The organism is Haloarcula limicola, assembly GCF_010119205.1.
Lineage (GTDB): Archaea > Halobacteriota > Halobacteria > Halobacteriales > Haloarculaceae > Haloarcula > Haloarcula limicola.
In genome coordinates this window covers 362,518-383,688 of record NZ_WRXM01000001.1, presented here as the reverse complement: position 1 = coordinate 383,688, position 21,171 = coordinate 362,518, and the positions used below count along the sequence as shown (strand labels likewise).

25 protein-coding genes are annotated in these 21,171 nt (G+C 67.2%); 9 read left to right on the top strand and 16 right to left on the bottom strand.

Annotated features, from left to right (window positions below):
• Nucleotides 1-22: 22 nt before the first annotated feature.
• Entirely contained in the window at nucleotides 23-1,189 is a 1,167-nt protein-coding gene (locus tag GO488_RS02075; protein ID WP_162316146.1) for an alpha-1 4-glucan-protein synthase, read from the bottom strand.
• Between the two features lie 251 nt (nucleotides 1,190-1,440).
• On the opposite strand from GO488_RS02075, the gene GO488_RS02070 reads away from it, so the two are divergent.
• The 3 genes from GO488_RS02070 to GO488_RS02060 are packed head-to-tail and all read left to right on the top strand — an operon-like array spanning nucleotide 1,441 to nucleotide 4,119.
• Nucleotides 1,441-2,184 (top strand): beta-ketoacyl-ACP reductase, encoded by a 744-nt coding sequence (locus GO488_RS02070; RefSeq protein WP_162316145.1) that lies wholly within the window; start codon nucleotides 1,441-1,443, stop codon nucleotides 2,182-2,184.
• Nucleotide 2,185: 1 nt separating this feature from the next.
• Nucleotides 2,186-3,766, top strand: a complete 1,581-nt coding sequence (locus GO488_RS02065; RefSeq protein WP_162316144.1) for an acyl-CoA carboxylase subunit beta — start codon at nucleotides 2,186-2,188, stop codon at nucleotides 3,764-3,766.
• Nucleotides 3,766-4,119: a DUF8022 family protein gene (locus GO488_RS02060; RefSeq protein ID WP_164509603.1), complete on the top strand. Its 354-nt coding sequence runs from the start codon at nucleotides 3,766-3,768 to the stop codon at nucleotides 4,117-4,119. Before GO488_RS02065 ends, GO488_RS02060 begins: the two co-directional genes overlap by 1 nt.
• Nucleotide 4,120: 1 nt before the next feature.
• On the opposite strand, the gene GO488_RS02055 is transcribed toward GO488_RS02060, so the two are convergent.
• The gene (locus tag GO488_RS02055) at nucleotides 4,121-4,303 is read right to left on the bottom strand and encodes a DUF7836 family putative zinc-binding protein (protein WP_162316143.1); all 183 of its coding nucleotides are present in this window, start codon (nucleotides 4,301-4,303) and stop codon (nucleotides 4,121-4,123) included.
• Nucleotides 4,304-4,443: 140 nt separating this feature from the next.
• Here GO488_RS02055 and GO488_RS02050 point away from each other — a divergent pair, with 140 nt between their 5' ends.
• Together GO488_RS02050 and GO488_RS02045 are read left to right on the top strand one after the other, a co-directional pair.
• The gene (locus GO488_RS02050; protein ID WP_162316142.1) at nucleotides 4,444-5,595 is read left to right on the top strand and encodes a thiolase family protein; all 1,152 of its coding nucleotides are present in this window, start codon (nucleotides 4,444-4,446) and stop codon (nucleotides 5,593-5,595) included.
• Nucleotides 5,592-5,960, top strand: a complete 369-nt coding sequence (locus GO488_RS02045; protein WP_162316141.1) for a Zn-ribbon domain-containing OB-fold protein — start codon at nucleotides 5,592-5,594, stop codon at nucleotides 5,958-5,960. Before GO488_RS02050 ends, GO488_RS02045 begins: the two co-directional genes overlap by 4 nt.
• On the opposite strand, the gene GO488_RS02040 is transcribed toward GO488_RS02045, so the two are convergent.
• The 3 genes from GO488_RS02040 to GO488_RS02030 form a co-directional block, all read right to left on the bottom strand.
• The gene (locus GO488_RS02040) at nucleotides 5,939-6,391 is read right to left on the bottom strand and encodes an HTH domain-containing protein (protein WP_338401333.1); all 453 of its coding nucleotides are present in this window, start codon (nucleotides 6,389-6,391) and stop codon (nucleotides 5,939-5,941) included. The two genes, GO488_RS02045 and GO488_RS02040, sit on opposite strands and share 22 nt — an antisense overlap.
• A 72-nt stretch (nucleotides 6,392-6,463) precedes the next feature.
• Nucleotides 6,464-6,946 (bottom strand): HTH domain-containing protein, encoded by a 483-nt coding sequence (locus GO488_RS02035; RefSeq protein WP_162316139.1) that lies wholly within the window; start codon nucleotides 6,944-6,946, stop codon nucleotides 6,464-6,466.
• A 70-nt stretch (nucleotides 6,947-7,016) separates the two neighbouring features.
• Nucleotides 7,017-7,652, bottom strand: a complete 636-nt coding sequence (locus GO488_RS02030; RefSeq protein ID WP_162316138.1) for a DUF7547 family protein — start codon at nucleotides 7,650-7,652, stop codon at nucleotides 7,017-7,019.
• 92 nt (nucleotides 7,653-7,744) lie between these two features.
• On the opposite strand from GO488_RS02030, the gene GO488_RS19545 reads away from it, so the two are divergent.
• Nucleotides 7,745-7,906 carry a hypothetical protein gene (locus GO488_RS19545; RefSeq protein WP_164509602.1) on the top strand — a complete coding sequence of 54 codons (162 nt, stop codon included), beginning with the start codon at nucleotides 7,745-7,747 and terminating at the stop codon, nucleotides 7,904-7,906.
• Nucleotides 7,907-7,967: 61 nt separating this feature from the next.
• Here the strand turns inward: GO488_RS19545 and dpsA are convergent, their stop codons facing one another.
• Both dpsA and GO488_RS02020 read right to left on the bottom strand, forming a co-directional pair.
• Nucleotides 7,968-8,516: a DNA starvation/stationary phase protection protein DpsA gene (gene dpsA, locus GO488_RS02025; protein ID WP_162316137.1), complete on the bottom strand. Its 549-nt coding sequence runs from the start codon at nucleotides 8,514-8,516 to the stop codon at nucleotides 7,968-7,970.
• Nucleotides 8,517-8,742: 226 nt separating this feature from the next.
• Nucleotides 8,743-9,141: a DUF8048 family protein gene (locus GO488_RS02020; protein ID WP_162316136.1), complete on the bottom strand. Its 399-nt coding sequence runs from the start codon at nucleotides 9,139-9,141 to the stop codon at nucleotides 8,743-8,745.
• A 213-nt stretch (nucleotides 9,142-9,354) separates the two neighbouring features.
• Here GO488_RS02020 and acs point away from each other — a divergent pair, with 213 nt between their 5' ends.
• Nucleotides 9,355-11,457 (top strand): acetate--CoA ligase alpha subunit, encoded by a 2,103-nt coding sequence (acs, locus tag GO488_RS02015; RefSeq protein ID WP_162316135.1) that lies wholly within the window; start codon nucleotides 9,355-9,357, stop codon nucleotides 11,455-11,457.
• On the top strand, nucleotides 11,454-12,530 hold the full coding sequence (locus tag GO488_RS02010) for a phosphotransacetylase family protein (RefSeq protein WP_162316134.1): 1,077 nt from the start codon (nucleotides 11,454-11,456) through the stop codon (nucleotides 12,528-12,530). The genes acs and GO488_RS02010 overlap by 4 nt, the downstream gene beginning before the upstream one ends.
• Nucleotides 12,531-12,735: 205 nt before the next feature.
• On the opposite strand, the gene bioD is transcribed toward GO488_RS02010, so the two are convergent.
• Both bioD and GO488_RS02000 read right to left on the bottom strand, forming a co-directional pair.
• The gene (bioD, locus tag GO488_RS02005; RefSeq protein WP_162316133.1) at nucleotides 12,736-13,425 is read right to left on the bottom strand and encodes a dethiobiotin synthase; all 690 of its coding nucleotides are present in this window, start codon (nucleotides 13,423-13,425) and stop codon (nucleotides 12,736-12,738) included.
• Nucleotides 13,422-14,645 (bottom strand): aminotransferase class I/II-fold pyridoxal phosphate-dependent enzyme, encoded by a 1,224-nt coding sequence (locus tag GO488_RS02000; protein WP_162316132.1) that lies wholly within the window; start codon nucleotides 14,643-14,645, stop codon nucleotides 13,422-13,424. Before GO488_RS02000 ends, bioD begins: the two co-directional genes overlap by 4 nt.
• Nucleotides 14,646-14,729: 84 nt before the next feature.
• Between GO488_RS02000 and GO488_RS01995 the strand changes: the two genes are divergently transcribed.
• Complete coding sequence (locus GO488_RS01995) at nucleotides 14,730-16,049, top strand: class-III pyridoxal-phosphate-dependent aminotransferase (protein ID WP_162316131.1); 1,320 nt, start codon at nucleotides 14,730-14,732, stop codon at nucleotides 16,047-16,049.
• A gap of 32 nt (nucleotides 16,050-16,081) precedes the next feature.
• On the opposite strand, the gene bioU is transcribed toward GO488_RS01995, so the two are convergent.
• From bioU to GO488_RS01960, 7 genes are all read right to left on the bottom strand, one after another.
• Entirely contained in the window at nucleotides 16,082-17,170 is a 1,089-nt protein-coding gene (bioU, locus tag GO488_RS01990; protein ID WP_162316130.1) for a (S)-8-amino-7-oxononanoate synthase BioU, read from the bottom strand.
• Between the two features lie 2 nt (nucleotides 17,171-17,172).
• Nucleotides 17,173-18,288, bottom strand: coding sequence for a biotin synthase BioB (gene bioB / locus GO488_RS01985; RefSeq protein ID WP_162316129.1), 1,116 nt, complete (start codon nucleotides 18,286-18,288; stop codon nucleotides 17,173-17,175).
• Between the two features lie 73 nt (nucleotides 18,289-18,361).
• Complete coding sequence (locus GO488_RS01980) at nucleotides 18,362-18,583, bottom strand: DUF1328 family protein (protein ID WP_162316128.1); 222 nt, start codon at nucleotides 18,581-18,583, stop codon at nucleotides 18,362-18,364.
• An 81-nt stretch (nucleotides 18,584-18,664) separates the two neighbouring features.
• Nucleotides 18,665-19,498 carry a formate/nitrite transporter family protein gene (locus tag GO488_RS01975; protein WP_162316127.1) on the bottom strand — a complete coding sequence of 278 codons (834 nt, stop codon included), beginning with the start codon at nucleotides 19,496-19,498 and terminating at the stop codon, nucleotides 18,665-18,667.
• A gap of 61 nt (nucleotides 19,499-19,559) precedes the next feature.
• Nucleotides 19,560-20,369 carry a 3-methyl-2-oxobutanoate hydroxymethyltransferase gene (gene panB / locus GO488_RS01970; RefSeq protein WP_162316126.1) on the bottom strand — a complete coding sequence of 270 codons (810 nt, stop codon included), beginning with the start codon at nucleotides 20,367-20,369 and terminating at the stop codon, nucleotides 19,560-19,562.
• Nucleotides 20,370-20,429: 60 nt separating this feature from the next.
• Nucleotides 20,430-20,921 (bottom strand): GNAT family N-acetyltransferase, encoded by a 492-nt coding sequence (locus GO488_RS01965; protein ID WP_162316125.1) that lies wholly within the window; start codon nucleotides 20,919-20,921, stop codon nucleotides 20,430-20,432.
• A 22-nt stretch (nucleotides 20,922-20,943) separates the two neighbouring features.
• A complete protein-coding gene (locus GO488_RS01960; protein ID WP_162316124.1) occupies nucleotides 20,944-21,150 on the bottom strand; it encodes a DUF8149 family protein in 207 nt (68 codons plus the stop codon).
• Nucleotides 21,151-21,171 lie beyond the last annotated feature (21 nt).

Sequence of the window (21,171 nt, the reverse complement as noted above, 5' to 3'; positions counted from 1 at the left end):
GTTTGCCTAAATGGCTTGCGTTTCAGTCGTCGGCCGCGGCCGGGACCGGTCCGGTCTCGGCCGCCGCGATCGCGTCGAGACAGTCCAGCCAGTCGAGCATGTACTCCCCGCAGTGATTGAGGAACGCCCCGTTCTCCCAGTCGGCGAAGTCGCCGTCGGCGAGCGCTCGACCCATCGCCTCGAACACCTCGGCGTAGGACTCCGCGCCCTCGCCGACCGAGTCGAGTATCTCCCAGACGTGTTCGTTGAGTTCGAGGCCGTGGACCTCGTTGGTCAGGTCCGAGAACGTCGAGCGCGGGGCCTTGTTGTGCTCACAGAGCGGGTCGCCGTTGTAGATGGTCTTATCGAGGACGTCACAGGCTCGCTTGAGGAACAGCCCGGACCAGATGTCGTCGAACCGACCGACGTCCCACTCGTTGTCGTCCATCGGCAGCTGGTAGAACGCCGGGACGACCTCCCGGCGGAAGGCGAGGTTCATCGAGCAGACGGTGAGGTAGTTCCCCTCGGCGGCGACGAAGTCCTCACCGAAGTCCTCGGCGCTGGTGCGAGTCTGTGCCTGTCCCTGTAGGTCACCGTCCATCAGGATGCGAACGGCATCTAAGTCCGGGACGTTCGTCCAGAGTCCCTGCGAGGCGACGACGTCGTCGACGCGTGTGTCCGCTGTCTCCACGCTCTCGTCCATCGCGGCGTAGGGGTATCCGCGGGGATAGAGCCCGTGGTCGTCCTCGTTCTGGTAGAGGACGTTCACCCAGTCCTCGTCTGACCCGACGGCCTCGATAGTCCCTTCGAAGGCGAGGTTCTCCATGTGCGTCCCGAAGAAGTCCACGTCCTCGTGCGGGAGCGTATCGTCGTCGATGAAGACGCCGTAGTCGAATCGCTCCTCGGCCCAGAGATAGAGCAGTCCGAAGGAGGTCTGTGCGTGACTGGCCGCCGGGATCAGGTGCGAGTATTCCTCGAGACCGCGCTCGGCGAACCACGTCTCGCGGGCCTCGCCGTCGAAGACGCTCCCCTCGACGCCCTCCTCGTCCAGCATCTCCCGCATCGCGTCGGTGTCACAGAAGTCCTCGGTGACGAGCACGACGTGCAACCTATCGAGGTCGAAACCGTGACGGCGAGCGTTCTCGAAGTACGCGCGCATGCACTCGTGGTTCCGAATCGTCGGTACCACGACACAGATGTCCTGTTTCATTCTGTCCGGAACTGTTTAGGCTGCCCTAAAGAGGCTGTCGTTTTAGGCCGGCCAAACAAAAATTGCCAGGCCCTCTATCTCTTGCCCACGTGGACGTGTATCTGCGACGCCATATTGTGAAGGCTACCCAAGGCCATAATATTCACGCGACGGCGATTAACGTTGTATAAGGCGAACTATTATCTGGCTGTGCTTTGCCTCCCTAGTCGAGAGATGAGTGTACGAAACGAGCGGGGTCGTGCCACGGAACTATGAACCTCGACAACCAGACGTGTGTGATCACCGGATCGTCACGAGGTATCGGGCGCGGCATCGCGAAAGACCTCGGGGAACACGGCGCGAACGTCGTCGTCAACTATCGCTCCTCGGAGGCCGAAGCGCGGGCAGTCGTCGAATCCATCCGCGAGGACGGCGGCGACGCCATCGCCGCACAGGCCGACGTCGCCAAGGCCGCGGAAGTGCAGGCCATGCGCGAGCGAGTGGCCGACGAGTTCGGTCCGGCGGACGTTCTCGTCAACAACGCCGGCATCACGATCGACAAGAAGTTCGAGAACATGACCCGCGAGGACTGGGACACGGTCATGAACGTCAACCTCGGGGGCGTGTTTAACTGCACCGACGCCTTCTACGACGACATCAAGGGAGCCGAACACGGCCGCCTCATCAACATCTCCAGCGTCGTCGGCCAGCAGGGCAACATCGGGCAGGCCAACTACGCCACGACGAAGTCCGGCCTGTTCGGATTCACGCGCACGCTCGCGTTGGAACTCGCTCACACCGGATCGACGGCGAACTGCGTCGCGCCGGGGTTCGTCGAGACCGACATGCTGGAGGAGGTGCCCGAACGCGTCCAGGAGAAGATTCTGCGCGAGATCCCGCTGGACCGCTTCGCCACCGTCGACGACATCGCGGGCATCGTCCGATTCGTCGCCAGCGAGGAGTCCAGTTACATGACCGGCCAGGTGCTTGGCGTCAACGGCGGCATGGAGTGGTAACATGAGTCAACAGGAAGAACCAGACGACGAGACGGAAACGCCCGACCCCGTCGAGGAGCTCCGAGAGAAGCGCCGAGAGGCGGAACTCGGCGGCGGCGAGGCACGCATCGAAGCCCAACACGAGAAGGGGAAGATGACCGCGCGCGAGCGCATCGACTTCCTCGTGGACGACGGGACGTTCTACGAGGTCGACCCCTTCGTCGAACACCGCTCGACGAACTTCGGGATGGAGGAGAAGCGCTACGCCGGCGACGCCGTGGTCACGGGCTACGGCGAAGTCGACGGCCGCAAGGTGTTCCTCTTCGCGCACGACTTCACCGTGCTGGGCGGTTCCGTCGGCGAAGTCGTCGCCGACAAGATCTGTAAGGTGATGGACAAGGCCATCGAGAACGGCGTCCCCGTCATCGGGCTGAACGACTCCGGCGGCGCGCGCATCCAGGAGGGCGTCGACTCGCTGGTCGGCTTCGCCAAGATCTTCGAGCGCAACACGAAGGCCAGCGGCCTCATCCCGCAGATCTCGGCCATCATGGGACCCTGTGCCGGCGGTGCCACCTACTCCCCGGCGCTGACGGACTTCACGTTCATGGTGCAGGACACCAGCCACATGTTCATCACGGGACCGGACGTCATCGAGACGGTCACCGGTGAACAGGTCTCGAAGGAGGAACTCGGCGGCGCGAGTTCGCACTCCACGAAGTCCGGCGTCGCGCACTTCTCGTATCCCTCCGAAGAGGAGGTCTTAGAGAACATCCGCCGCCTGCTCTCGTATCTCCCGCAGAACAACATGGAGGACCCGCCGCGGGTTTCGCCGTGGGACGAGCCCGATCGCGAGGTGCCCGAGCTCACGGACATCGTCCCCTCCGCGCCGCGAAAGCCCTACGACATGGAGGAGGTCGTCGGACGCATCGTGGACGAGGAGTCCTTCTTCGAGGTCTACGGCAACTGGGCGCGAAACGTCATCACCGGCTTCGGCCGGATGGACGGCCAGTCGGTCGGCGTCGTCGCCAACCAGCCGCGGGTCAGCGCCGGGACCCTGGACATCGACGCCGCCGAGAAGGCCGCGCGGTTCGTCCGGTTCTGTGACTCCTTCAACATCCCCATCCTCACGTTCGTCGACGTGCCCGGTTTCATGCCCGGCACCGACCAGGAGCACAACGGCATCATCCGCCGCGGCGCGAAGCTCATCTACGCCTACGCCGAGGCGACGGTACCGCTGCTCTCCGTCGTCGTCCGCAAAGCCTACGGCGGCGCGTACATCGTCATGTCCTCGAAGTTCCTCGGCAGCGACGTGAACTACGCGTGGCCGGGCTCGGAGATGGCGGTGCTGGGGCCGCGCGGCGCGGTCAACATCCTCTACCGGAAGGAGATCGCCAACGCCGACGACCCCGACGCCAAGCGCCAGGAGCTGATGGACGACTTCCGCGAGGAGTTCGCCCACCCCTACGGTCCCGCGAAACGGGGCTACTTAGACGACGTCATCGAACCGAAGGACACGCGCAAGCGCCTCATCGACGACCTGGACCTGCTCCAGCGCAAGCGCGAGGACACGCCGCCGAAGGATCACGGCAACATCCCGCTGTGATGTCGTCCCTCGAATCTTCCGTCGAGGACGCGAGCGAGAGCGGGGACGAGGGAACGGGAGCGGAGTCTGAGCCGATCCCGACCGTCACGCTACCGGCGGACGGGGACCTCGCCGTCTCGCTTCCCGACGACGCGACGACGGCCGAGGCCGCGGCCATCAGCGCCGCCATCGGCGCGCATCTCTCGGACCGCCAACGGGCCGCCGCCGCGGCCGCGGCGGCCGCCGAGGAGAGCGCTGACTACGTGGACGAGTGGAAACTGGCCGGCCGACTGGCGCGGTTCGGAAAACGGCGTCGCCCCGACGGGGTCGAGCGGGGCGACGAGTGGAAGGCCGCGGCGCGAGCGCGCTACTGAATTAGGCGTGGAACTCCCGCAGCACTTCCAGGTCTCGACTCGTCTGCATGAACTCCGAGAGGGGGCGCGTCTCCCCGCAGGAGTCGCACTCGAACGACGACTCGGGGCCCGAGAGGTCCGCGACTTTCTCTTCCCAGTCCTCCTCGCAGGCGGGACACTGTAGCTGAAGCCACGCTTCCTGCATGGGTCGGTGTGCGAAGCAGTCACGGATATACTTTGTGTGGACTCCCGGCGAGCACCGACGACGGGTCGACGCGGTGTGGACTCTCAGCGGAAACTGTGACGACCGTAACGAATACACGACCCCCCTGAGTGTGCATATGCATGGGAGTCGCAGTGATCGGCGCGTCGATGACGAAGTTCGGGCAGCGTGACGCCTGGATTCGGGAACTCCTCTCGCAGGCGGGCGAGGAGTGTCTCGACGACGCCGACGTGACACCGAAGGAGGTAGAGCACCTGTACGTCTCGAACATGGCCAGCGGCGAGTTCGAGGGCCAGACGGGCGTGATGAACATGCTGGCTCACGACCTCGGCGTCCTGCCGGCGTACGCGGAACGGGTCGACCAGACCTCCTCGTCGGGCGGGGCGGGTATCTACGAGGCGTGGCAATCGGTCGCCTCCGGAGCCAGCGACATGACGCTCTTGGTGGGTGGAGAGAAGATGACGCACAAGACCACCGGCGAGGCGACGGACATCATCGCCTCGATCACCCACCCCGAGGAGTACAAACACGGCGTGACGCTGCCCTCGTTCGCCGGGCTGACCGCGCGGCACTACCTCGAACGGTTCGACGCGCCCCGGGAGTCGCTCGCCCGCGTCGCCGTCAAGAATCACAAGAACGGCGTCGACAACCCGAAGGCGCAGTTCCAGAAGGAGATAACGATGGAGAAAGCGCTCGACTCGCCCATCATCGCCGACCCGCTTCGGCTGTACGACTTCTGTCCCATCACGGACGGAAGCGCCGCGATGATGTTCACGACCGAGGAGCGAGCCAAAGAGATTACCGACGAGTACGCAGTCGTCTCGGGCGTTGCTGGCGCGACGGATACACAGGTCGTCCACGAACGCGACGACCCGACGGTCATGGGCGGCGTCGTCGAGTCGAGCAAGCAGGCCTACGAGATGGCCGGTCTCGGTCCCGACGACTTGGACGTGGCCGAACTCCACGACATGTTCACCATTCTCGAATTCCTCCAGTTGGAGGGTATCGGCGTCGCAGACCAGGGCACCGCGTGGGAGATGGCGATGGACGGCGCGACGGAGAAGGACGGCGAGTTGCCCATCAACACCTCCGGCGGCCTGAAATCCAAGGGCCACCCGCTGGGGGCGAGCGGCGTCGCACAGGGCGTCGAGATATACGAACAGTTGGTCGGCGAGGCCGGTCCGCGACAGGTCGAGGCCGACACCGCGCTGGCGTGTAACGTCGGCGGCTTCGGCAACTGCGTCATCACCACCATCATGGAGGCCGCAGAATGACTCTGGAAGCGGGCGAATGTCCGAACGGTCACGTCTCGTATCCCACGCACCCGCGCTGTCCGGAGTGTGGCGAACCGCAGGAGGAGACCCACGACCTCTCGGGACAGACCGCCGAGGTCGTCACGTGGACGAAGTCGACCGCGACACCGCCTGGCGTCCGGCAGCCGAACACGCTCGCCATCGTCGAGTTCGACGTGGACGGCGAGGCCGTTCGCGCGCTCGGACAGGTGACGACGGAAGACGTCGAGACGGGCGACGAGGTCGAACCCGTCCACGTCGAGGAACTGCGAGACCCCGAGGTCGGCCTCAAGAGCGAGAACCCCGAGAGCCAGGAGTGGGGCGGTTACCGCTGGGATCCGGTGTAGGCGAGGTTCTCGCCGCACCGTAACGCGCTCTCGACTCTGTCGAGTCCGTCCGCGACGGTGCAGTGCCCCTCGGGACCGGCGTGGGGATAGACGCCGGCGATTTCGTCGTCCTCGTAGACGACGAGACAGATCACCGGCAGCGTCACGACCGAGTCGCGGCCGGTGAAGGCGCTGGAGCGGTCGTGGCGGTCGAACGCCGGCGCGAGCGAACAGCCGTGCGCGTCGGCCCACGCCTCCATCGCGGCGATGTCGGCGGCTTCGTTCGCGTCGGCTCCGGTCGAAAGGCGGTTCCAGTAGGTGACGCTCACGTCGTCGACGAGCCCCTGCTGGCGGAGCGAGTCAGCGCGCGCTAACGCGGCCGTCTGGCGTTGCTCCGTCGCGTCAGAGACGGGAGAGCGCACGTACACAGCTAACCGACGAGTGCGGGTCATGGTATCGTACACCGAATGAGTGTCCTACGCTGAGTACGGAGATAGCCGTATCGGTGAACGGTCCACGCATCGTCAGTTCGCGGTCGTGACCGTCGCGGCGTCGACCGCCGTCCGAGTTCCGCCGTCGGCGAGTTCGGCCAGAAACGCGTCGATAGAGCGCGTCTGTCCGCCCGCGCCGACGGGCGCGACCTGTGCCAGTTCCCCGTCCTCGTAGACGGCGAGACACAGGACTGGCAGGACGAGTTCCGTCCGCTTCTCGCCCGTCTCCGTGCTGTAACACAGTCGGGTATCGAAAGAGGGAGCGAGACACGCGCCCGTCTCGCTGGCCCACTCGGCGAACTCGTTGTACCGGTCGCGCTCCGGTCGCGGTTCGTCGCCCTCGACCGGGACGCGCTTCCGCCAGGTCGTCGTCTCGAACCCGTCGAGGACGCCCCGGCGCTGTAGCTGGCCGAGTCGCTCCTCGACGGCCGCTCGGCGCTCCCGGGAGGGCCGCGGGAGGTCGCTCCTGACGAACAGTTCCGCCCGACGCGTCGTTGGACACTCTGTTTTCGGCATCGGTACCGAGAGGTAGACCTACAACATAATAAAACATTATGTTTATTGTCTAATCTGTTAGGGCCGGCGGCTACTGTCCGTCGTCGGCGCTGTCAGCGCCGTCGTCTCCCTCCTCATCGTCGCCCGTTTCGTCGACGCCGTCGATGTCGTCTTTGATGGACTTCAGTTCGGCGTCGACGTCGACGGGCACGTCCACTTCGTCCGCCTCGTCGGCCGTGTCGTCGGACGGATCGTCGGACGTACCGCCGTTCCGGTTCCCCTCGGGCCGTTCGGCCAGTCGGTCGTCGAGGTCCGCGCGGAGCCGTCGGGCCTCGTCGAGGAGTTCCCGCGCCTCCTCGTCCTGCGGACGGCCCTCCATCGCGCCCTGCAGGTCCGTGAGGGCGTCGTCGAGGCGAGAGAGCGTCACCCTGCTCAGCCGGGTCGCGCGCTGGCGGACCTCGTCCGTCGCCGACTCGCTCGTGGCCGGCCGACCGTCCGCCATCCGAAGCGCCCGGCGGAGGAGCTTCAGCGCCTCGATGTTGGTCTGCAAGACGAGGATCGCGGCCGGGATGGTCACGTCGCTCGTGAACCGGAGCAGTTCCGAGGGCGTCGGCGGCCGCGGGACGCCGCTCTCGGTGGTCGGTTCGACCTCCGTCTCTAGCTTTCGGAGGGTCCTGACGAGGTCCGTCAACAGGGCGGTGACGTCGTCACCGGAACTGGCGCTCATGTCCCCACGTTGTGGCGAGGCGTACAAAAGTCCGCCGCGGCGACTAGGCCAACCAAAACCCTTTTTGCTTTAGGGTAGCCTAATCGCTATCAATGCCAACGCAAACGGACGAGGTCTCTGTCTCCGCGGACGAAGACGACCAGCGGCCGACCGTCACGGCGCACGGGAGCGGCCCTGAGAAGACGGTTTTCACCGAAAACGGGAACCGAGAGGGCTGGATCGCGACCGACCTCACGGTCGAGTGCTGGCGGTAACTTACTCTGGCAGTCCGAATCGGCGAATCGGCGGGACGTCTCGAAGCGAGAGCGAGCGACTCTATCGATCCATCGCTTCCGGGAAGACCAGCGTGTCGTCTTCGAGGTAGTGTTCGATGTGGTGGGCGTCGTCTTCGACCTCGACGAGTATCTCGCGCAGCATCTGCGCGGACGCGTGGTCACCGAGGTTCGTCGCCAGCTCGATGTGGTCGCGCAGCGATTCGACGATGTCACCGTACATTCTGAGGTCGTGGCGGAGCGACGTTCGGATGTCGTAGACGTCCTGTCCCTCGTACTCGACCTTCGCGTGTTCCTCCTGCGCGGCGGGGCCGGAGACGGGCGTGCCACCGAGCGCCTGCGCTCGCTCCGCGATCAGGTCGGCGGCTTCCTCCGCGTGCTCCGCGGCCTCGCCGAGGAAGAGGTGCAGGTCGCGGAACTCCGCGCCCTCGACGTTCCAGTGGTGCTTCTTGAGCTGGTGGTACAGGACGTAGGTGTCCGCCAGGTCCTGATTCAGCGCGTCGATGACCTGTTCCGCTTTGTCCTTCTCCAGACGGAGTTCGTTGTCCTCGACGTCACCGAACTGCCTTCGGACGTGTTCCTGAGTTGCCATAGGCATTCGTAGTATACTCGCGGGCGACACTTAAAACCTCCTGTCGAGTGAAGTTTTTTTAGGAAACCCAAAAGAATCGTTGGCCATATCGACAGGCAATTTCCGCTCTCTACGGGACAGGCTGAGAGCGAAACCGGCGACAGAGCGCTCGTCGCCGCCGAGTACGGATGTCTCTCGTCAGTCCCTCCCAATTTACTGACAGAGTAGCATCCCGGTAACGCGGCCCCTACCGCCGCTCCCCGTCAGTCGTTCGGGAGACGACGAGGGCAGCGTGACCGTCGGCCATCCCCGAGAGGTCGACGGCGTCGCTTCGCAGCGTCTGTTCCTGATGGACGGCGCTGAGCGCGCGCAACACGTAGTCGTCGAGACCCAGGAAGTCGCCGTACTCCTCCCAGACCGTCGGCGGGACCGCGACGAAGAACGTCTCCGGCGTCCGCGCGAGCACCGGGTCGTCGTACTGCCGTCGCCACTCGTAGACGAGGTCCTCGACGCCCGGATTGTCGGCCATCACCCGCTGGTGCGCTTCGAGCGCGTCGCGGAGCTGACTCTCTTCGACGTCGTTCTCCGATGCCACGGCCCGTATCACGTCGTCTTCGAACGGCGAGTTCGGCTCGTTCTCCGTCATTGTCGGCCGTAGAACGCTCCGGCGCAAAAGCGACTCGCTCGCGGACCGCTCGTCGCCCGCCACTCGTAGACGAGGTCCTCGACGCCCGCGGCCGAGCGTTCGACTGCCGATACCGAACCCCCGGAAACTACCCGATTAACCCCCTATATTCCCGATATACGGGAACGGCCCGGCAGATATTTGCAGTCGGCCACACAACTCACGAATAGAGGAATGGGACGACTCTCGACGCTGTTCGCGCCGGAACGGGTCGCCGTGATCGGGGCGACCGACTCGGAGGGGTCGGTCGGCCGCGCCATCACGTCGAACCTGCTGGAATCGTTCGACGGCGACGTCGTGGCGGTCAACCCCTACAAGGACGACGTGTTGGGGCTTCGATGCTACGACGAGGTCGCCGACGTCGAAGGCGAGGGAATCGACGTGGCCGTCGTCGTGGTCCCGCCCGACGTCGCCGTCGAGGCCATCCGCGACGCGGGCGCGGCCGGGATCGGCAACGTCGTCGTCATCACCGCCGGGTTCGGGGAGACCGGCAGCGAGGGGGCCGCCCGCGAACGCGACCTGCGGGAGGCCGCCGAGGAGTACGACCTCAACCTCGTCGGGCCGAACAGCCTCGGCGTCATGTCGACGCCGCGGGGGCTGAACGCCACGTTCGGCAACGAGATGGCGACCGAGGGAGACATCTCCTTCATGAGCCAGTCCGGGGCGTTCGTGACCGCCGTACTGGACTGGGCCGCAGAGCGCGACGTGGGCTTCAAGGACATCGTCTCGCTCGGCAACAAGGCCATCTTGGACGAGGACGACTTCATCGCCGAGTGGGGTGACGACCCCGAGACCGAGGTCATCCTCGGCTATCTGGAGGACATCAACGACGGGGAAGCGTTCGTTCAGACCGCCCGCGAGGTGACGCAGGAGACGCCCATCGTCCTCGTCAAGTCCGGGCGCACGGACGCGGGGGCCAGCGCCGCCGCGTCTCACACCGGCGCGATGGCCGGTTCCGAACGCGCCTACGAGGCGGGTCTCGAACAGGCCGGGACGCTCCGCGTGGAGTCCGTACAGGAGCTGTTCGACTTCGCGCAGATCCTCTCGGGCCAACCGCTGCCCGACGGCGAGGAGATCGCCATCGTCACGAACGCCGGCGGTCCCGGCGTGATGACGACGGACGCCGTCGGCGACTCCGACCTCTCGCTGTCCTCGTTCGAGGACGAGACGCTCGACGCGCTCCGCGAGACGATGCCAGAGGAGGCCAACATCTACAACCCCGTCGACATCATCGGCGACGCCCCCGCCGAGCGCTTCGAGGCGGCGCTTTCGACGGTTCTGGAGGACGACAACGTCGCCATGGCCGTCGTCGTCGCCTGTCCGACCGCGGTGCTCTCCTTCGAGGAACTCGCCGAGGTCGTCGTCTCCCAACAGCGGGCCCACGAGACGCCGATCGCCACGACGCTGATGGGCGGGAAGTCCGTGGGAGCGGGCAGAGATATTTTGAGCGAGGCCGGCATCCCCAACTACTTCGACCCGGCCCGCGCCGTCGAGAGCCTCGACGCGCTCCGGGAGTACGACGAGATACAGTCCCGGGAGTACGAGGAACCGGCGGCGTTCGACGTGGACCGGGAGCGCGCCCGCGAGATACTGGAGTCCGCGGCCCGGCGGGACACCAACCGCCTCGGCGTCGAGGCGATGGAACTGCTCGACGCCTACGGCATCCCGACGCCCGCGGGCGGCGTCGTCTCCTCGCCCACGGAGGCCGAGGAACTGGCCGAGGACATCGGCGACGACGTGGTGATGAAGATCGTCAGCCCGGACATCCTCCACAAGTCCGACATCGGCGGCGTCGAGGTCGGCGTCCCGCCCGAGGAGGTCCGAGACACCTACGAAGACTTAGTGGTTCGCGCCCGGAACTACCAGCGTGACGCCGCGATACTGGGCGTCCAGGTCCAGGAGATGGTGGACCTCGACTCGGGAACGGAGACCATCCTCGGAATGAACCGCGACCCGCAGTTCGGGCCGCTGCTGCTGTTCGGCCTCGGCGGAATCTTCGTGGAGGTGCTCGAAGACAACACCGTCAGAGTCGCGCCCGTGAGCGAATCGGACGCCCGAGGCATGCTGGACGACATCGAGTCCGCGCCGCTGCTCCGGGGCGCGCGCGGCCGCGATCCGGTCGACGAGGACGCCCTCGTCGAGGCGGTCCAGCGGCTCTCGCAGCTCGTCACCGACTTCCCGGCGATCGTCGAACTGGACATCAACCCGCTCGTCGCGACCCCCGACGGGGTGCAGGCGGTCGACCTGCGACTCACCATCGACCAAGAGGAACTATGACCGACTCGAACACGCTACTCGTCACGTCGACTGAGGAAGGTATCGGCAAGACCGCAATCGCCCTCGCGCTCGCGAAATCGGCCAGAGAGGCGGGCCGCGAGGTCGGCTACATGAAACCGAAGGGGACGCGCCTCCAGAGCGCCGTGGGCAAGACCCGCGACGAGGACCCGATGCTCGCCCGGGAACTCCTCGAACTGGACGCGGAGATCCACGAGATGGAGCCCATCGTCTACTCGCCGACGTTCGTCCAGGAGGCCATCCGCGGCCGCGAGGACCCCACAGAGCTCCGCGAGCGGATCGTCGAGAACTTCGAGGCGCTCGCCGAGGGGACCGACCTGATGGTCGTCGAGGGCAGCGACCGCCTCGACACGGGCGGCATCGTCGACCTGACGGACGCCGACATCGCCGAGGCGCTCGACGCGCGCGTCCTCCTCGTCTGCGGGTACACCGACGCGGGCGACACCGACGAGGTGCTCGCGGCCGCCCGAACGCTCGGCGACCGACTGGCCGGCGTGCTGTTCAACGGCGTCGCCGACGCGGCGATGGACGACCTGACCGACGACGTGCTCCCCTTCCTCGAAGGCCGCGGCGTGCCGGTGTTCGGGTCGCTCCCGCGCGTGCAGGAACTCGCGGGCATCACGGTCGAGGACCTCTCGCGGAGCCTCGGCGCGGACGTCCTCACCAACGAGGCCTCGACGGACGTCCACGTCGAACGGTTCACCGTCGGAGCGATGGGCGGCAACACCGCCTTGGACCAGTTCCGTCGGACTCGCGACGCCGTGATGGTCACCGGCGGCGACCGCTCGGAGGTCCAGACCGCCGCGCTCGAAGCATCGGGGATCAAGGCGCTCCTGCTCACCGGCGGGTTCCGCCCGGCGAGCGCCGTCCTCGGCCGCGCCGAGGAGGAGAACGTCCCCATCCTGCTGGTCCAGTCGGACACCCGTACTACCATCGACCGGATGGAGGACGTCCTCCGCTCGGGCCGGACGCGAAACGAGCAAACCGTCGAGCGAATGCAGGCGTTACTGGACGACGGCGTCGACGTCACCTCCCTGCTCGGCTTCGACGAGTAGCCCCGGTTTCGGCTGCGATTCCGAACGGCTAGAACCGGCGTTTCGCCGCGTTACTGTCGCTATCTCCAGACGAAACGCACCTCTGAGTTTTAAGTTGTCCGACGCACTATCTCACTGTGGAGCCGAGAGGCTCCGTAGTGTCACACGCTCGGGGAACCCCGTTCCCCGTTCTACCCTTTGACCGGAGAACGCCCGCGAGCCGCGGCTATAGACCGTCGAAGACGGTCGCCGGCAAGTGCTCTCGAACGCCCGTGACAGCGGCGGACGGGTCCGAGAGCGAGAGCGGCGGGAGCGGCCACACCGGACAGTCGGTCATGTCTTCCAGCACCTCGGGGTTCGTTCGCTCGGCCGTCGTCGCGCCCTCGTACTGATTGAGGACGATGCCGCGAACCGGGACGCCGCGCCCGCGAAGCGCGTCGACGGTCATGCCGGTGTGGTTGAGCGTCCCCAGCCCCGACCGGGCGACAACGACGGCCGGCAGGCCGATATCGGCTACGAGGTCCAGCACTTCCCTACCGTCGGCCAGCGGCACCCGTAGGCCACCGATGCCCTCGACGACGGCGGTCCCGTGGGCCGATACGGCGGCTTCGACGCCCTCGCGAATCTCGCCGTAGGCGAGGTCGGCGTCGGTCCGGTCGGCGGCGACGGCGGGTGCGAGCGGCGGCTCGAGCCGTCTGAGACAGGTCGCGGCCGCCTCTGATCCGCAGGCCTCGGCGACGAACGCGGCGTCGTCGTCCGGCGGGTAGCCGGTCTGGCAGGGCTTGACCGCGATGGCGTCCCGCCCCCGCTCGCGGAGCCACCCAGTCAGTCCGGCGGTGACGACGGTCTTGCCGACGCCGGTGTCCGTCCCGACGACGAAGAGGTCGCCCGCGTCGCCGGTCGTCTCGTCGCTCACAGCAGACCCACCTCCTCCCCGGCCGCCTCGAAGGCATCGAGACACCGCTGCAGTTCCTGATCGGTGTGCGTGGCCGTCGGCGCGACGCGGATGCGCGAGGTTCCCTCGGGCACTGTCGGCGGCCGAATGGCGGGCGCGACGACGGCGCGGTCGCGCAGGCGCTCGTCGAGTTCGAGGGCGTCGGCGCGGTCGCCAACGAGCACCGGGAGGATATGAGTCTCGCCCAGCACCTCGTAGCCCATCGCTTCGAGGCCGTTCCGAAGCGTCTCGACGTTCGACCACAGTCGGTCCGATTGGTCGGTCTCGCGGGCGATGCGGAGCGCCTCGCGGGCCGATGCGGCGGCGGGCGGCGCGAGCCCGGTCGAGAAGACGAACGAGCGCGCGGCGTTGAGCAGGTACTCGACGAGCGCCTCGTCCCCCGCGACGTAGCCGCCCTGGCTGGCGAGGGCCTTCGAGAGCGTCCCCATCTGCACGTCCACGCGGTCGCTCAGCCCCTCGCGCTGGACGACGCCGCCCCCGCGCTCGCCGAACAGCCCCGTGGCGTGGGCCTCGTCCACCATGAGCCACGCGCCGTGCTCCTCGGCAGCGTCACAGAGCGCCGAGAGCGGGGCCACGTCGCCGTCCATCGAGAACACGGAGTCGGTGACGACCAGCCACCGCCCGTCGGCCGTGTCCCCGTCTGCCGCCGCGGCTCCGTCATCGGCCCGCTCCTCCATCTTCGCCCGGAGGTCGTCGGCGTCGCAGTGGTCGTACACCACCGTCTCGCCCGCGCCGAGTCGACAGCCGTCGATGATCGAGGCGTGGTTGAGTTCGTCCGAGAAGACCACGTCCGGCGAGAGCGCGTCGACGATGCCGACGTTCGCGGCGTAGCCCGACGAGAAGACCAGGGCGCGTTCGGTCCCCTTGCAGTCGGCGAGGTCGCGTTCGAGCGCCCGGTGGGCGACCGTATCGCCGGTGACGAGGCGGGAGGCCCCCGCGCCCGTCCCGACCGTGCGAGCGCCGAGTTCCGCCGCGCGCTGGAGGCGGTCGTCGTCGGTCAGTCCGAGGTAGTCGTTCGCGGCGAAGACGACCGATTCGTCGCCGAACTCGGGCGCGTCGCCCTTGGGGTCGTCCGCGAGGCGCGTCCGGTCGCCGACGCTCTCGGCGACTTCCAGTCGCCGGCGGAGGTCGTCGTCTGCCCGCGCTTGCAGCCGGGCGTCCAAGTCGAACCCGTGAGTCATCGTCAGCACCGTCGGAGCGAACCCCCTTATGACTGCAGCTTTCCGCAGATACGGTTTTACGTCCGCGGTGTGACACTAGTGGGCATGGACCGCGACACAGCCGAACCAGTCGTCGACTCGTTCCCGGGACCGCGCGCTCGGGACCGCGCCAGCCGTCACGCCGCCGTCGCCGCGCCGAGCACGCACGTCTACGAGTTCGTCTGGGACCCGACGGCCGACGCTATCGGCCCCTACTGTACCGACGTAGACGGGAACGTCCTCCTCGATTTCACGTCCCACGTCGCCGCCGCCCCCCTCGGCTACAACAACCCGCATCTGCTCGACCGCCTCGACGAGTTCGACCTCGTCGACCCGCTGAAGTTCGCGGGCCAGGATTTCTACGCCGACCTCGGCGACCTCCCCGGACCCACGGAGCTGATGGAACGGCTGACCGACATCGCGCCCACCGGTCACGACACGGTGTTCCTCTCGAACACGGGCGCTGAAGCCGTCGAGAACGCCATCAAGATCTGCTACGACGCCCGCGAGGGCGCGGAGTACGGTATCACCTTCGAGGGGGCGTTCCACGGGCGGACGCTGGGCGCGCTCTCGCTCAACCGCTCGAAGGCCGTCCACCGCCGGGCGTTCCCCGAGATGTCCGGCGTCTCGTCGGTGCCGTTCTGCGAGGATCGGGCCTGCGACCCGAGCACCTGCTCCTGTGGGTTCTTCCCCGACGAATCCGGGGGGTCGTGGCTCCGCCGCCGCCTCGGCCTGGACGGCAGCATCGACCCCGAGTCGGTGGCGTACGTCATCCTCGAACCGGTGCAGGGCGAGGGCGGCTACCGAATCCCCAGCGAGGCGTTCATGGAGGAGGTGGCCGCCGTCTGTCGGGAGTTCGAGATCCCGCTCATCGCCGACGAGATACAGTCCGGGATGGGGCGGACCGGGGAGTGGTGGGGCGCGGACAACTTCGCCATCGAACCGGACGTCCTCGCGGTGGCGAAGGGCCTCCGCGTCGGTGCGACCGTCGGCCGCGGGGAGCTGTTCCCCGACGAGGCGGGTCGCCTCTCATCGACGTGGGGCGGCGGCGACCTACTCTCCTCGATGGTCGGCGCGCTCACCATCGACGTCATCGGGAGCCAGAACCTCCGGCGGAACGCGAAAGAGCGGGGTAACGAACTGGCGGCGTCGCTCGACGCCGACCCCGTCGACGGCTGTGTGGACGTGCGGAACCTCGGCTCGCTGGTCGCCGTCGAGTTCGAGACGAAGGCCCGCCGCGACGAGATGGTCGCCGCCTGCGCGAGCGCGGGGTTGCTCACGCTCCCCTGCGGTCGAAAGACGCTCAGACTGCTCCCGCCGCTGGACGTCAGAGAGCGGGAGATCGCCCAGGCAGTCGCCTGCTTCGAGGACGCCGCTGGCGTCTGACTGGCGAGAAATCGAAGGGCGAGAGTGACCGCTCAGAAGCCGGGCATCAGGTCCGCCGGGCCGAAGACGCCGTAGTGGCCCGCGCGGTTGTTGCGGACGCCGGCTTTCAGGTAGCCGAGCGCTGGGCCGTTGACGTTGGCCTCCATGCTGGTCACGTCGTCGAGTTCGAAGGTGTTGGTCCCCGTCTCGCCGTCGAAGGTCGTCCCGGTGACGGAGACGGTGGTCGTCGTCGGTTTCTTGTCCGAGCGGACGTCTAAGACGCCGCCGACGTGGACGTCCTCGGCGTCACAGATGCCCGCACGCTCCAGCAACACGTCGTCGGCGTGTTCCATGTCGTGGAACTCCAGGACGCCGTCGTGGTCCTCGATGAGTGTCTCGATCTCGGCCTCGCTCATCTCGCGGGCCGTCTCGATGTCGTAGCCGTCGAGGTGGGCGATGTCCTCCCTGACGGTGCCGCGGTTGTCCTCGTAGCCGCTCTTGAGGCCGACGCCCCACCAGATCTCGACCTCCTCGACCTCCACGAACGACTGGGCCGCGAGGGCGGCCGCGCCGGTCAGGAAGCCCGGCGTCGCGCCCGCGCCGCAGACGAACGTGATGCCGGACTCCTTCAGACGATCCTCGCGGTCGTCCAGCATCCCGATGACGCGCGACCGTTTGAGCACGTCCACGAGGACGCCCTCGTACTCGGCCTCGGCGAAGCGCTCTGCGACGCGCGGGATGAAGTCGTGTTCGAGGTTCGGGAGCGCCACGAGGACGGCGTCGATGTCGTCGCTCTCCGCTATGATATCATCGATGGGCGTCTCCGTCGGCCGGCCCTGTTCGCTGGCGACGATGCCCGCCTCCTCGCCGTGCTGTTTGACGCCGTCGGTGGCAGTGCCGGCGTCGGCTTTCGCCCCGCCGTCGGTGGCGATATCGTCGTTCACGCCGTCCTCCGGCCCGCTCGCGATGTTGCCCTCCGTCGCCTCCAGCAGTTCGGGCACGTCGAGGCCCTCGTGGTCGACGGCGACGCCGTTGCGGTCACAGGCCGCTACCGGCGTGAGACCGTCCTTCTCCCGCGAGACGTCGAGTGTTCGTCGGCCGATACCGCCCGTTCCGAGTACCGCGAATCGTACGTCGTTCATGCTCAGTCGTCTGATTGGAGTTCTGATTTGCTCTGTGCGGTGCCCGCCGCCGTCTCCGGATCGCCGGCGTCGTCGGCGCGTTCGGAAACGCGCTCCGGATCGAAGTCGTTGGCTTCGGTGTTGGGTTCGAGCCCCGCCTCGTCGATGATCTCGAGGTCGTCGGCCGCCGACTGGCCCTCGGTCGTGAGGTAGTCGCCGGTGAGGATTCCGTCCGCGCCCGCCTCCAGCGCGGCCACCTGCCCGTCCGTGTCGAGGTTGACCTCGCGGCCGCCGGTGAGACGCACGCGGGCCTCGGGGTGGAGCAGGCGGTACACCGCGATGGTCTCGATGACCTCCTCGGTCGTGATGTCGGGCAGTCCCCGCTCGGCCATCGGTGTCCCCTCGACGGGGTTGAGGATGTTGACCGGCAGCGAGGAGACGCCGATATCCTGCAACGCGATGGCCGCCTCGACGCGGTCGGTCGGCGTCTCACCCATGCCCAGGATGACGCCGGCACAGAGGTCCATGCCGGCGTCCTTGGCGACTTCGAGCGTCTCGACGCGGTCCTCGAAGGAGTGCGTCTGGACGATCTCGGGGAAGTAGCGGGGCGAGGTCTCGATGTTGTGGTTGTAGTGGTTCAGCCCCTCTTCGGCGAGTATCGCCGCCTCCTCTTCGGTGAGGATGCCGAGGCTGGCGTCCACCTCCACGTCCGTCTCGTCGCGCACGAGTCGGATGGCTTCGAGCACCTCCTCCCACTCGTCGGGGCGCTGTTCCTTCGAGACGCCCTTCTCCGCGACGACGATGCCGAACCGCTGTGAGCCGTCGCGCTCCGCCCGCTTTGCGGCTTCCAGAATCTTCTCCGGGCCGAGGAAGCCGTAGTTGTCGATGCCGGTATCGAAGTGGACCGACTGCGCGCAGAAGCCGCAGTCCTCCGCGCAGCTCCCGGCCTTGGCGTTCACGATCGAGCACGCGTCGACGGTGTCGTCGCCCAACTGCGAGCGGACGTAGTCCGCGCCCGCCGCGAGGTCGTCGACCGGCTGTGCGACGAGCGCCAGCCCGTCCCGCCGGTCGAGTCGCTCGCCGTCTAACACGCGTGCGACCGCGTCGTCTACCGTTCGGTTGCCCGTCTCGTAAACCACGTTCCCAACGTCAGTTGACGAGCGAATAAAGGTTCGGGTGAGCGGGGTTCGAACGAAAGGCGACCCTATCGGCTCACAGCAGGAGCGAGATCACCGCGAGGACGAGGAAGATGAGGATCAGCCACTTGGCGATCTCCATGCTGAGGCCGGCGATGCCCCGCGCCCCCAGCAGCGCCGCGACGAGCGCGAGGACGAAGAACAGGATAGCGAGCGAGAGGAACCCGCCCCCGCCCATCTGCAGGGGCGTGAACGCGGGCGCTACGGTCGCGGCGACGCCGGACAGTTGTGGAAGCATACCCCACGCGTCGCCGCGCGGTCGTATCGTAATAGTGGCGTTATCGTCGCTAGTCCGAGGTTATCGCCCGACGAAGCGGGATCAGTCTGACTGTATCTCCCGCGTCGACGGACCGCTTCGGGCCACGTGACCGAACTTCAGGAGCGCGACGAACACCGTCCCGCCGACGATGTTGCCGACGGTCGAGAACAGGAGGAATCGGAGGAAATCGACGTAGCCGACCTCGGGCGAGACGAGGACACCGCCGAACACCTCCACCGTCCCGGCGATGCAGTGTGGGAGGTGCGCGAAGCCGATGGCCGCGGTGATGAGCCACACCACCGAGAGCCGGGCGATGGTGCTATCGGCCGCCGCGACCAGCCACGACAGCAGCCCCATCAGCCAGCCCGCGAGCACGCCGGCTCCGACGAGCACTCCCGGCGAGAGCTTTGTGTACGCCGTCGCCAGTTCGGTGAACGCCGACGCCTCGACGACGCCGATGGCCGGGCCGATCGTCACGGCGAAGACGGCGAAGACGAGCGCGCCCGAGATGTTACTGACGTAGACGAGTCCCCAGAGTCGCCCCAGTCGGGCGACGCTCGCGTCCCCATTCAAGACCGGCAAGACGGCGAGGGTCGTGTGTTCGGTGAACAGCTCCGACCGCCCGAGGACGACCAGGATGAATCCGACGCCGTAGACGACGCCGAGGAGGAGTTGCTTCGGGAGTTCGCCGAACGCGGGGTCCGCCGCCGTGAGGATGACGCCCATCAACAGGGGACCGAATCCGATGTCGAGACCGGCCGAGAGCGCGGAGAGCGACAGGCCGCTCGTCGGCCGGTTTAGCTCGCTCAGTCCGCGTCGTATCTGGAGTTCGAGGATGTCTTCACCCTCGGCCTGTTCGTCGGGAGTCGACCCGCCCCTACTCGTATCAGACATCGAGTGTCGTCCGGGTTAGGACGGCGCCACGTTTGAAGGTTCTCGCCGAGCCGAAGCGAACTCAGTAGAGGTCGTCCAGTTCGTCTTCGGTGTTTCCGTGTTCCTCGGCCGGGAACTCGCCCGTTCGCACCGCGTCGACGTAGTCGCTCACCGCGTCGCGGATCTCCGCCCGCGCGTCGCCGAACTGCGCGGCGAACGGCGGGCTCGATTCGGCCAGTCCGACGACGTCGGTGAAGACCAACACTTGCCCGTCGCACTCGCCGCCGGCCCCGATGCCGATGGTCGGGATCTCGACGGCTTCGGTGACCTGGGCGGCGAGGTTCGCCGGGACGTGTTCCAGGACGAGGGCGAACGCGCCCGCCGCCTCGTGTGCCTCCGCGAGTTCCAGAATTTCGGTCGCTTCCTCGCGGTCCGTCGCCTGCTGCGTGTAGCCGGTCTGATTGACGCTCTGGGGGGTCAACCCGAGGTGGGCCATCGTCGGGATACCGACGTCCGACAGCCGCTCGGTCAGCTCCACGGTGTGCGGTCCCGACTCCAGTTTCACGGCGTTGGCCCCCTCCTCTTTGAGCATCCGCCCGCAGTTCTCGACGCTCTCGGCCGGGTCCGCGCCGAAGGAGAGAAACGGCATGTCCGCGACGACGAGCGCTTCGTCGGTGCCGCGGGCCACGGCGCCGACCCGAGAGGCCACCTCGTCGAGAGTGACCGGCAGTGTGTCGTCGTAGCCGAGGACGGCGTTGCCCATGCTGTCGCCGACGAGGACCACGTCGATCCCCGCCTCTTCGACGATGTCCGCCGTCGCCGCGTCGTACGCGGTCAGCATCGTTATCTGCTCGTTACCGGCCATCGCCCGCACGTCCCGAACAGTGGTCATGTGCATGGCCGGGCGCGGCGCGCTATTACGTGTTCGGGTCGAGCGGCGAGCGCTGTCGCATCATAGCTCCCGTGCGACCATCTCGCCCCACGGTTCGAACCCCCAGCGGTCGTAGAACGCCGCCGCGCGCCCGTTGTCGGGATCCACGTCGAGCACCAGTCGGTCGAGCGGCAGCGACTGGCTCCGGGCGACCGACAGCGCCGCCTCCAGCAGGTCGTCGGCGACACCGTCCCCTCGGTAGCTCTCGTCGACGAACAGTTCGTTCAGCACCGCGGCGTCCCAGACGTGGGCGAGCGACTCGGGCAGGACGAAGACGTAGCCGACGACCTCGCCGTCGCGCTCGGCCAACTGGATCGTCCGCGCGTCCTCCTCGACGCAGCGGTCGACCCACGCGAGATACGACTCCCGGTAGTCGGCGTCGAGTTTCTCGCGGTACGTCGCCTCTTTCCCGCCGCCTCCGGTACCGGACCCCAGCGAGAGTTCGAACGCGCGTTTCAACTCCCAGAGCGCGTCCGCATCGCCGGCATCGCCCGCTTCGTACGGTCGAATCACCGCGGACCCCGTCGGTAGCGAGTCACTCGTACAGCCCGAGGTCCTCGGCCACGCGGTCCGCCAGTTGGTCCATCACGTCCGGGTCGACTTCGGCGACCGCGTCCCCGTCGTGCAGTTGCTCGTTGTGTCGCGCGACGGCCGACTCGACGTCGTCGAAGGCGACGCGACTCCGGGTCTCACACGCCGGACAGACGACCGGTATCTTCGGGAGTTCCTCGTCCGCTGTCATAGCGGCCGCTTCGACCGAGCG

What these genes read in the sequence shown, in the direction of transcription:
- bioU (WP_162316130.1), bottom strand. Translation starts at nt 17,170, where the DNA reads ATGAACGACGTACGATTCGCGGTACTCGGAACGGGCGGTATCGGCCGA.
- acs (WP_162316135.1), top strand. Translation starts at nt 9,355, where the DNA reads ATGGGACGACTCTCGACGCTGTTCGCGCCGGAACGGGTCGCCGTGATC.
- GO488_RS02060 (WP_164509603.1), top strand. Translation starts at nt 3,766, where the DNA reads ATGTCGTCCCTCGAATCTTCCGTCGAGGACGCGAGCGAGAGCGGGGAC.
- GO488_RS02030 (WP_162316138.1), bottom strand. Translation starts at nt 7,652, where the DNA reads ATGAGCGCCAGTTCCGGTGACGACGTCACCGCCCTGTTGACGGACCTC.
- GO488_RS02045 (WP_162316141.1), top strand. Translation starts at nt 5,592, where the DNA reads ATGACTCTGGAAGCGGGCGAATGTCCGAACGGTCACGTCTCGTATCCC.
- GO488_RS02020 (WP_162316136.1), bottom strand. Translation starts at nt 9,141, where the DNA reads ATGACGGAGAACGAGCCGAACTCGCCGTTCGAAGACGACGTGATACGG.
- GO488_RS01980 (WP_162316128.1), bottom strand. Translation starts at nt 18,583, where the DNA reads ATGCTTCCACAACTGTCCGGCGTCGCCGCGACCGTAGCGCCCGCGTTC.
- GO488_RS02070 (WP_162316145.1), top strand. Translation starts at nt 1,441, where the DNA reads ATGAACCTCGACAACCAGACGTGTGTGATCACCGGATCGTCACGAGGT.
- GO488_RS02075 (WP_162316146.1), bottom strand. Translation starts at nt 1,189, where the DNA reads ATGAAACAGGACATCTGTGTCGTGGTACCGACGATTCGGAACCACGAG.
- GO488_RS01960 (WP_162316124.1), bottom strand. Translation starts at nt 21,150, where the DNA reads ATGACAGCGGACGAGGAACTCCCGAAGATACCGGTCGTCTGTCCGGCG.
- GO488_RS02000 (WP_162316132.1), bottom strand. Translation starts at nt 14,645, where the DNA reads ATGACTCACGGGTTCGACTTGGACGCCCGGCTGCAAGCGCGGGCAGAC.
- GO488_RS02010 (WP_162316134.1), top strand. Translation starts at nt 11,454, where the DNA reads ATGACCGACTCGAACACGCTACTCGTCACGTCGACTGAGGAAGGTATC.
- GO488_RS01975 (WP_162316127.1), bottom strand. Translation starts at nt 19,498, where the DNA reads ATGTCTGATACGAGTAGGGGCGGGTCGACTCCCGACGAACAGGCCGAG.
- GO488_RS02050 (WP_162316142.1), top strand. Translation starts at nt 4,444, where the DNA reads ATGGGAGTCGCAGTGATCGGCGCGTCGATGACGAAGTTCGGGCAGCGT.
- GO488_RS02065 (WP_162316144.1), top strand. Translation starts at nt 2,186, where the DNA reads ATGAGTCAACAGGAAGAACCAGACGACGAGACGGAAACGCCCGACCCC.
- dpsA (WP_162316137.1), bottom strand. Translation starts at nt 8,516, where the DNA reads ATGGCAACTCAGGAACACGTCCGAAGGCAGTTCGGTGACGTCGAGGAC.
- GO488_RS19545 (WP_164509602.1), top strand. Translation starts at nt 7,745, where the DNA reads ATGCCAACGCAAACGGACGAGGTCTCTGTCTCCGCGGACGAAGACGAC.
- GO488_RS02035 (WP_162316139.1), bottom strand. Translation starts at nt 6,946, where the DNA reads ATGCCGAAAACAGAGTGTCCAACGACGCGTCGGGCGGAACTGTTCGTC.
- GO488_RS01995 (WP_162316131.1), top strand. Translation starts at nt 14,730, where the DNA reads ATGGACCGCGACACAGCCGAACCAGTCGTCGACTCGTTCCCGGGACCG.
- GO488_RS02040 (WP_338401333.1), bottom strand. Translation starts at nt 6,391, where the DNA reads ATGACCCGCACTCGTCGGTTAGCTGTGTACGTGCGCTCTCCCGTCTCT.
- GO488_RS02055 (WP_162316143.1), bottom strand. Translation starts at nt 4,303, where the DNA reads ATGCAGGAAGCGTGGCTTCAGCTACAGTGTCCCGCCTGCGAGGAGGAC.
- panB (WP_162316126.1), bottom strand. Translation starts at nt 20,369, where the DNA reads ATGACCACTGTTCGGGACGTGCGGGCGATGGCCGGTAACGAGCAGATA.